This window comes from Streptomyces sp. NPDC054840 (assembly GCF_053611065.1).
This window is the reverse complement of sequence record NZ_JBSGZP010000330.1, coordinates 1-7,886: the sequence shown is the minus strand read 5'-3', so window position 1 is coordinate 7,886 and position 7,886 is coordinate 1. Positions and strand designations below refer to the sequence as shown.

General features: G+C 71.9%; 7 protein-coding genes and 2 pseudogenes. 2 read left to right on the top strand and 7 right to left on the bottom strand.

The annotated features are described in order from the left end of the window. Positions 1 to 126: 126 nt before the first annotated feature. On the bottom strand, positions 127 to 954 hold the full coding sequence (locus ACWGIU_RS22450) for an alpha/beta fold hydrolase (protein ID WP_453708413.1): 828 nt from the start codon (positions 952 to 954) through the stop codon (positions 127 to 129). Between the two features lie 77 nt (positions 955 to 1,031). Here ACWGIU_RS22450 and ACWGIU_RS22445 point away from each other — a divergent pair, with 77 nt between their 5' ends. Next, positions 1,032 to 1,655, top strand: a complete 624-nt coding sequence (locus ACWGIU_RS22445; RefSeq protein WP_453708411.1) for a sigma-70 family RNA polymerase sigma factor — start codon at positions 1,032 to 1,034, stop codon at positions 1,653 to 1,655. Positions 1,656 to 1,793: 138 nt separating this feature from the next. Here the strand turns inward: ACWGIU_RS22445 and ACWGIU_RS22440 are convergent. The 5 genes and pseudogenes from ACWGIU_RS22440 to ACWGIU_RS22420 all read right to left on the bottom strand — a co-directional run. Further along, positions 1,794 to 2,377: pseudogene (locus tag ACWGIU_RS22440) on the bottom strand (phosphotransferase); the annotation flags it as partial. Positions 2,378 to 2,516: 139 nt separating this feature from the next. Beyond that, positions 2,517 to 3,725: a serine hydrolase domain-containing protein gene (locus ACWGIU_RS22435; protein ID WP_453708409.1), complete on the bottom strand. Its 1,209-nt coding sequence runs from the start codon at positions 3,723 to 3,725 to the stop codon at positions 2,517 to 2,519. A 101-nt stretch (positions 3,726 to 3,826) separates the two neighbouring features. Further along, positions 3,827 to 4,723 (bottom strand): alpha/beta hydrolase, encoded by an 897-nt coding sequence (locus ACWGIU_RS22430; protein ID WP_453708415.1) that lies wholly within the window; start codon positions 4,721 to 4,723, stop codon positions 3,827 to 3,829. 268 nt (positions 4,724 to 4,991) lie between these two features. Next, on the bottom strand, positions 4,992 to 5,267 hold the full coding sequence (locus ACWGIU_RS22425) for a hypothetical protein (protein ID WP_453708407.1): 276 nt from the start codon (positions 5,265 to 5,267) through the stop codon (positions 4,992 to 4,994). Beyond that, positions 5,260 to 6,558 (bottom strand): DUF4241 domain-containing protein, encoded by a 1,299-nt coding sequence (locus tag ACWGIU_RS22420; RefSeq protein WP_453708405.1) that lies wholly within the window; start codon positions 6,556 to 6,558, stop codon positions 5,260 to 5,262. The genes ACWGIU_RS22425 and ACWGIU_RS22420 overlap by 8 nt, the downstream gene beginning before the upstream one ends. A gap of 252 nt (positions 6,559 to 6,810) precedes the next feature. Here ACWGIU_RS22420 and ACWGIU_RS22415 point away from each other — a divergent pair, with 252 nt between their 5' ends. Next, a complete protein-coding gene (locus ACWGIU_RS22415; protein ID WP_453708403.1) occupies positions 6,811 to 7,155 on the top strand; it encodes a hypothetical protein in 345 nt (114 codons plus the stop codon). 492 nt (positions 7,156 to 7,647) lie between these two features. On the opposite strand, the pseudogene ACWGIU_RS22410 reads toward ACWGIU_RS22415, so the two are convergent. Next, positions 7,648 to 7,886: pseudogene (locus ACWGIU_RS22410) on the bottom strand (hypothetical protein); the annotation flags it as partial.

Here is a 7,886-nt window from a genome sequence, read left to right as displayed (position 1 = left end):
GCAGGGGGGAATCCTGCCGGGGCCATCGCTCTGACCTGAGGGCTGCCGTCGAAGTCCCTCCCCCCGCTGCCGCCGGGAGGTGCCCTCGGGCCTGCTTCGACGACACGGACTCACGGCCCGGAGTCGCTACGCCAGGAACGCCGCGGTGGTCGCCACGAACCGTTCGGCGTCGTCGAGCCAGGGGTAGTGGCCCGCGCCCCGCTGGACGACGAGCGTGGCGCCCGGCAGCAGTTCGGCGAACTCGGCCACCGACCGAGGGGGGCTGTTCAGGTCGAACTCCCCGGCGAGCAGCAGTACGGGGTTCTGCCAGGTGGCGAGCGCGGCCCGGGTGGCCTGCGGGTCGAACGCGCCGTCGGCCGCGAAGAGGGTGACGGCTTCCGCGTTGTCCGGGCGGGCCGCCGCCTGGTGCTGCCGGGCCGTGGCGTCCCAACGTCCGTGGAAAAAGGGGCTGATGGCGTCCCAGTCGCTGCCCGTGCCCTCGGTGATCGCCTCCAGTGCGGCGAACGCGTCGGGGAACCAGGGCTCGTCCTTCCGCAGCCGCGCGAGCTCCCGTCGGCTCTCCCCCGTGATGACCACGCCGACGGCCCGGGTGCCGGGGGTGATCACGGCGAGCCTGCGGACCCGGTCCGGGTAGCGGGCCACGTACCGCGCGGCGACGTTCGCGCCGGCCGAGTGGGCGAGGAGGTCGATCCGGGCCAGGCCGAGATGCTCGCGCAGGGCCTCGACGTCCTCGACGAGGCGGTCGCAGCGGTAGGAGGAGGTGTCCTCGGGAACCGCGGACCGGCCGGTGCCGCGCAGGTCCAGGACGATCAGCCGGCGATGCGCGGACAGACCACCGAGGTCCCCGAGGTAACCGGAGTCCGCCGGGCCGCCGGGGACGCAGACGAGCGGGTCGCCGCTCCCGTCGATGCGGTAGGCGAGCCGGGTTCCGTCAGGTGCGGTGAATGTGGGCATGCCGCGGACCCTGCCAGAGATAACCTGGTTGTACAACCTGGTTATGAACCGCGGCGCGCACGGTGTATAACCGAGTTGTGGCAGATCGAGAGAGTGCGCGGCGGACACCCGGCACACTGACCGAGGAACAGGCCGTGCGGATGCTCGCCGGTATGAACGAGGTCATCCGCGCGGGTGAGGAGATGCGGAAGCTGCGCGCCGAGATGATCAAGCTGTTCGTCGGCTTCGGCTGGACCCAGGACACGATCGCCCGGATCGCGGACATGAGTCAGCCCGCCGTCTCCAAGCAGGTGGCGAAGTACGCGACCGACGACCCCGCGCCGCCGATGGGGTTCGCCCTGGACCAGTACGACACCCCGTGGCTCGAAGGGCGCCTGTGGGGACTCGCGGAGGCGGTCGCCGAGACCCTCGACACCGCGCGCTGCACCCGCTGCGTCGACGCCCTCGCCCGGGGCCGCAAGCGCTTCACGCCCCGCACCGTCGACGAGCTGCGGCGCCTCCTCGAAGTCGACCTGACGCACCATCGCGCGGAACTGCCGGCCGGATTCCGGGCCGCGTACGACGAGATCAGCCGCGGTCTCGACGTCCCGCCCAAGGCGGCGACCGGCACGCCGGCGCCCGCCCTTGCCTCGGCCTCCGCCTCGGTACGCCGTACCCTCGCCCACCAGCTGCAGCGCGACCGGCTCCAGGACGAGCACTGATCCCGTCACCCGAGCCACTCGACCGAACCGCTCGGCCGCAGCCCGGCCTCGCCCGTGCTCCTGCTCTTCTTCGGCCGGATCCGGGACTGATTCCGGCCCTTCCGGAATCCGATGCGGAAGGCGCCACCGTGAACTGCGCGGTCCGTGCGGGTCCGGGGCCCGCAGCGCGTCCTCCCATACGGCGGCGACGGCATCGCAGTCGACGCCTTCCTCCGGGATCCGGCGGAGTCGCCCGATCGCCACCCGGGTCGGCGCGTCGAGCGAGGCGAGCGGCCCCCGCGGTAGGCCTTCGGCGCCCCCGGCAGGGTCATGCTCCGCATCGCCGCAACGAACCCGGCCAGGGCGCGGGCCAGCGCCACCGGCTCACGCAACGCCCCGGCCTCGGGGTTCTCCCCCGCCAGCCATCGCAAGACCGACCACGACCACGGACAGCCCTCGGCGGGCTCCCCGGCCCCGAGGACTTCCGGCACGGGCGTGGGCAGTCGGCGTGCCAGGCGGGGCAGCCACTCCCGCTCCCTCGCCACGTCCTCGGCCCCGCCCGCCAGCATCGGCAGCCGTACGACCATGCCGTCGCCCAGCCGGTACATCCTGTTGACCGTGCCGCCCGGCGGCAGCCGCTCCACGGTCAGCCCGGCCCACCGGGGGAACTGCCCGGCGATCAGCCGGCGTACGAGGTCCTCGTCGACGGGATGCGCGTCGGGATGCATCTGTGCAGTGCTCATGGACCGTCATCCGATCGCCGACCGCCCACGAGGTCAAACCCTTTTGCCGGCGCACCCACGACCGGCGGAGCTGGGCGGGACCTTGTGCGGCCGCCACCTCGAACTCGCCTCGCACTCGTCCCGAACTCGCCTCGGACGGTTACTGACGCGCGGCTTGACCGTCGCCGCACATCGCCTGCCCGTACAGCTTCTTCAGCGCGTCGTCGATGGGGTGGTGCTGCGGCTTCCCCGAGGAGTCCGGCGCGTTCCACCTCTGGAGGTTGACCGCGACCGACATCTGACGCTTGCCGTCGGCTCGGGTCAGGGAGATCGTTCCGGCCCCCCAGACCGTGCCGTCATGACCCCAGAAGGTACCGCAATCCGGGATGTCGACCTTGTGCAGACCGAGGCCGTACTGGATCGTCGATCCGTCCAGGGCGATGACCGGGACCGTGCGCTGCATCTGCTCCAGCGACGACCGGTTCACGATCTCGCCGTCGAGCAGCTTGCGGTAGAAACGGTTGAGATCATCCGTGGTCGACACCAGGGCCGCCCCCGTTCCCGTCCAGGACATGTCGTAGACGCTGTAGTCGCGGGGCGGGTCGAGCAGCCCCCACAGGGCCTCGTACATCCGTGAGTGCGGCCCCTGGATCCGCGTCCCGGTCGGGAACGCTGTGTGCCGCAGGCCGGCCCGCTGGATGACGTTCCGGGTGATGTACTCCTCGGCCGGGGTACCCGTCACGTGCTCCAGGAGCTGGCCGAGGAGGAGGTAATTGGTGTTGGAGTACACGCCGGTGGGGCCGCCGGGCTCGCCGGTGGGGGGCGCGTTCAGGCCCAACTCGATCAGCTCGGCCGGGCGGAACTGCCTGAACCGGTTGTCGTCCAGGCTCTGGGGCGAGCCGGTCTGGAGGGACGGGAAGGCGTATCGGATGTAATCGGGGATGCCGCTGGTGTTGTTGAGCAGCATCCGCACCGTGATTTTCCGGCCCCGCTCTCCCGGCACGAGCTGCGGCAGGTGGTCGCCGATCGGCGCATCGAGCCCGATCCGGCCCTGCTCGACCTGCTGCATGACCGCGGCGGCCGTGAAGGTCTTGGTGATGCTGCCGACACGCTGCCGCATGTCGGGCGTGACGGGACGGCCGGTGGTGACATCGGCGACCCCGGAAGCGCTCCGCCATGTCCGGCCGCCGTCGCGCACCTCGGTGTACACCCCCGGCACACCCGCGCGGTGGACACCGTCCAGGGCGGACTTCAGCTCGGCGGGGCGGAAGGGGGACGACGGGCTCGCGCTGCCGGCCGTCACGGTACTCGTCCCGCCGGGCGCGGGAGCTGCCGCCACCGTGCCCGCGCAGACGCTCAATGCGGCCATACTTCCACATATCGCCAGTCGGATCTTCAAGACGGTCGTCCTTTCGTGATCAATGAGGGCAGGCTGCGGGGACGCTCCCCGTGCCTTTCGACGTGCACGGCTCAAGGCGCCAGGGCGCGGCGCAGAGCGGCGCCGAGTTCGGCGTTCTGGCGCTGCGACACCTCGGCGGACAGAAGCGCCTGCGATCCGTGGAAGGTGCCGGGCCACTGGTGGAGCTCGACCGGCACGCCCGCCTGCATCAGGCGCAGGGCGTAGGCGATGCCCTCGTCGCGGTTCGGACAGAACTCCGCGGTGGCGATGTAGGCCGGTGGCAGCCCGGACAGATCGGCGGCCCGGGCCGGGGCGGCGTACGGTGTGGCGGGCCGGGAGCCCAGATAGTGCCGCCACGCCGCGGAGAGCTTGTCGCGGTCGAACCAGGGCGTGTCGGTGAAGTTCCGCGCCGACCACGTGTCCTGCCGGTCGTCGAGCCCCGGCTGGTTGAGCAGTTGGAAGCGGATCGCAGGCCCCTGCTCGTCACGCGCCCGCAGCGTTACCGCGGCCGCGAGGTTCGCGCCCACGCTGTGACCGCCGACCGCGATCCGCGCCGGGTCGACACCGAGTTCGCCGGCGTGCTCGGCCGTCCAGAGCAGTGCGGCGTAGGCGTCGTCGAAGGCGGCCGGGAACGGGTCCTCGGGCGCCAGGCGGTAGCCCACCGAGACCACCACCGCCCCGGAAAGGGACGCGACCCGGGCGGCCCACGGATGCTCGGTGTCCAGGTCACCGAAGACTCCGCCGCCGCCGTGCAGCCAGACGACGGCGCCCTGGGCCCGGTGCGGGCGGTAGACCCGGACCGCCACGTCCGGATCGGCGGACACCGTGCGGTCCTCGACCTCCATGTCCGAGGTGTCCGGTGCCGGCGCCGCAGCCGCACGCTCGGCGAATTCCTTGCGCGAGGTGACCGGTTCGTTCATGTCGAGTTGCGGGAGGAACGGGATGAATGCTTCGAGTTCGGGGTCCATGGCGACCATCCTCACGGTCGTCACCCCGGGGGGTCACCCGCCATCCGTCGCGCATCCCGCCCCGCTCACGCACCGGTCGGCGCAGCCCCGGCCGCGCGCCGGCGCACGCTCCGGGCCGGGGCCACCGCCTCGGACTGCAGTCCGGCCGGTTCCGGACCGAGCGCCCGGGCCGCACGGTCGCATCGCCTCCGCCCCGAAGGAGTGTCCGTTCTCCGGCGGGCCACGCTTCGTCATTCGTGGCCGTACCGCCGCACGAGCAGCCGCCGGATCAACAGCCGCCCCTCGTCGGTTCGCAGTCGCAGCTCGGCCTCGGCGCGGTCCGGCGGCCGTGCTCGTCGTACGCCCAGGCGTCGAGCACGCCGGCCTGCCACGCCACCATCCGCGCCCCGAGCGGGACTTCACGACCCGGCACGCGGTAGATCACCGCGTACGGGAGGCCGGCGGCATCCCGGGCGCGCGCCTCCTCGCGGGACTGCGCGCGACCACCGGTACGGGACGCCTCCTCCCAGGACTCCTCAAAGGTCACGTACGTCGTCTCAGGCATCGGCGGTGGTTCCGTCCCGCTCCGGGAGCAGTTCGGGCATCCGCTCCACCAGCACCACGACAGCGACCACCTCACCGGCGTCCGAACGGCCGACCCACACGGGGTAGGTACCGTCCCCGGTCGTGGCGAAGGCCATGAGTTCGCCGCCGGAGGCCTCGTCCCAGGTGCGCTGCAGGAACATGGATCCGTCGTCGATGTCCTCGTACCCGTCCAGGTCCGGCTCTCCCTGGATCAGCCCCCGCTCGAAGAGCGCGACCAGCGGCTCCCAGGCCCCGGCGTCGGCGAAGCAGCCGGTGGCGCCGTCGGTGTCGAAGCCGGCGATCTGATCCTCGATGAACAGCCGGGGATCGTCGTCCGCACCCAGGGCCATCTCCCAGGTCGCGGCGGGGGTCTCGCTGACGAGGAGGCGGACGGCCGTGGCGCCCGTGGTCGTGACCTCGGTGTCCCGCCACTCGCAGTGGTAGCTGTAGTGGACCCGCGCCTCGTCGAGTACGTACTCCCCGGGCGGGACGGGGACGGAGATGTGCGGTCCGTCGCCCTCGTCGACGTCCGGGCCGGAGACCGCCAGCAGCCCGCTGGGCACCCGCAGTGTGCCGACCCTGCGGGGCTCCACGACGGTCTGCTCGGGGTGATACCCGTCGGTCACGCGAACCCCGGGCCGGAACAGCTCGTCGATCGGCCCGGGCTGCGCGGCGCGCGGCGGACGCCAGCAGGTGGCGGGGGCATCTCCGTCACCGGGCTCGCCCGCCTCGCCCGACTCGGCCACCACGAGGTCCGGCGGCTCCATGAGCCCGTGCACCTGGGCCGAGAGCAGCGGCCACTGCCCGAAGGCGGGGCGGTCCATCCAGCGCTCGTCGTCGCGGAGCCTGGGGGACGTGTCGTGCGACTCCCCGCCCTTCCCCCGGGGCTCCTCCGTCCGTCGCCCCCTCCCGTCCGGGAAGAGTTCCACGGTGATGCGCGGGCACTTCTCGTCGAACTCCGGCATCTGCGGGCCGGTGTAGTGCCAGCCGACGGTGTACCGGCGCAGCAGCCGCGCCGGGTCGTCCAGCACCCGCATGTCCAGGTCGTAGGTGCGGCGGCCCTGGGCGTCGTACACCCACAGCCCGACGTAGTGGTCCCGCCACGAGACGAGCCGGACCTCCAGCGGAGCCTCCCGGCCCGGCTCCCGGTACACCACCACGTACGGAAGCCCAGTGGCATCCCGTTCCCGGGCCTCTCCGGCGCATATCGGCCGCCAAGGCGCACGGGCCTCCCCGTCCCACGCCTGCGCGTACCCCACCTCGACGGCCATTGCCGCTCCCTGCTTCTGCGCTTCGTTCTGACTGTGTGCTGAGCTCTGTGCACTGTGCACTGAGCTGCAAGGTAGCCGCCGACTGTGACAACGGACCTGAGGGCGGGTTGGCGGCCCCAGCCAAACCCCTGCTCAGCCGTGGAGCGAGGTGCTGTCGAGCTCCAGTGGCAGTCTGCGAGACACACCCGCCGCGCCGGCGTGCGCGGGTCGAACACCCCCCGGACCGGACCGAGCGTCACGGGGCGACAAAGCATGAGGACCTTCACGGTCGTCGCCGACGGCCGGTCGCAGGGCGTCCGGCCAACGGCCGATCTCCCTCCATCCGAGCCGACCGTAGAACTCTTCGAGGCCTGCACCTCCGCGTGCGGCGAGGAGCGGTTGCTCCAGGCCCATCTCGTCAAGGGCAACATCACGGGCCCGGCGCACCAGACCTGCACCGATGCCCTGTCCGCGCACACCGAGCCGAGTCTCGACATGATGCAGCGTGCCCTTGCCCCAGTGCGACACCAGCGGATGGGCATCGCAGCGGAGTGGAGCCGACCCATGCCGCCGTCGACCGTGCCGACGATGGGACGGCTGCTTTCGGACTGGCCCTAGGCGAGGCGATGGACAGCGCCCCCCCCACCTCGATCGCATCGACCGGCGGAAACGGGACCCAGCCGCTCCGCCCGCGTTGGACACCTCGGTCCAGCACTGGACGAGGGCCCGAAGGACCTCTTCGGTGATCACTTCAGGGCTGACGTACTGCGTGCACAGTCCGTTCCATGATCGACCGCGACGCCCTCGACGACCCGGCCCGCCGGTGACCTGGCGTAATAACCAGCGGCGTACCGGCTGCACGGCACCGCAGCTACAGACCAGCAGTCAGCGGACCGCCAAGCCGCTGCTTGATCTAGGAGGTCGGTCCCGGCAATCTGCACCCGCCGCGCACTGTCCCCCAGTCGAGCGCGAGCCGCCCGCAGGTGCGCCTTTCGCCCTTGGACAGCAGACCCGCAGCCTGCCCGCAGCCGCCCGATGTCCGCAATTCCGGGCCCAGTGGCGCCCGCAGGAGCGCGCGCATCACCGACAGATGCGTCACAAGTGCGCTCTTTACGCGTTCGGGTCCCAGTCTGCGAGCTGCTCCATCGGTTCGGTGTCGCCGGTGGTCTCCAGGACGTCGAGCGGGAGGCGCTCGTAGAAGTAGAGGACCAGTTCGCTCGCTGCGCCTCGCATCGCCATGTCGCCCGGCTCCGCGTCGGAGGCGAGGTCGTCGCAGCGGACGCCGTCGGCGTCGAGGGTCAGGCGCCAGGAGCGGCCCTCGGTCGTGTGCAGGTCGATGGTCGCCGGCT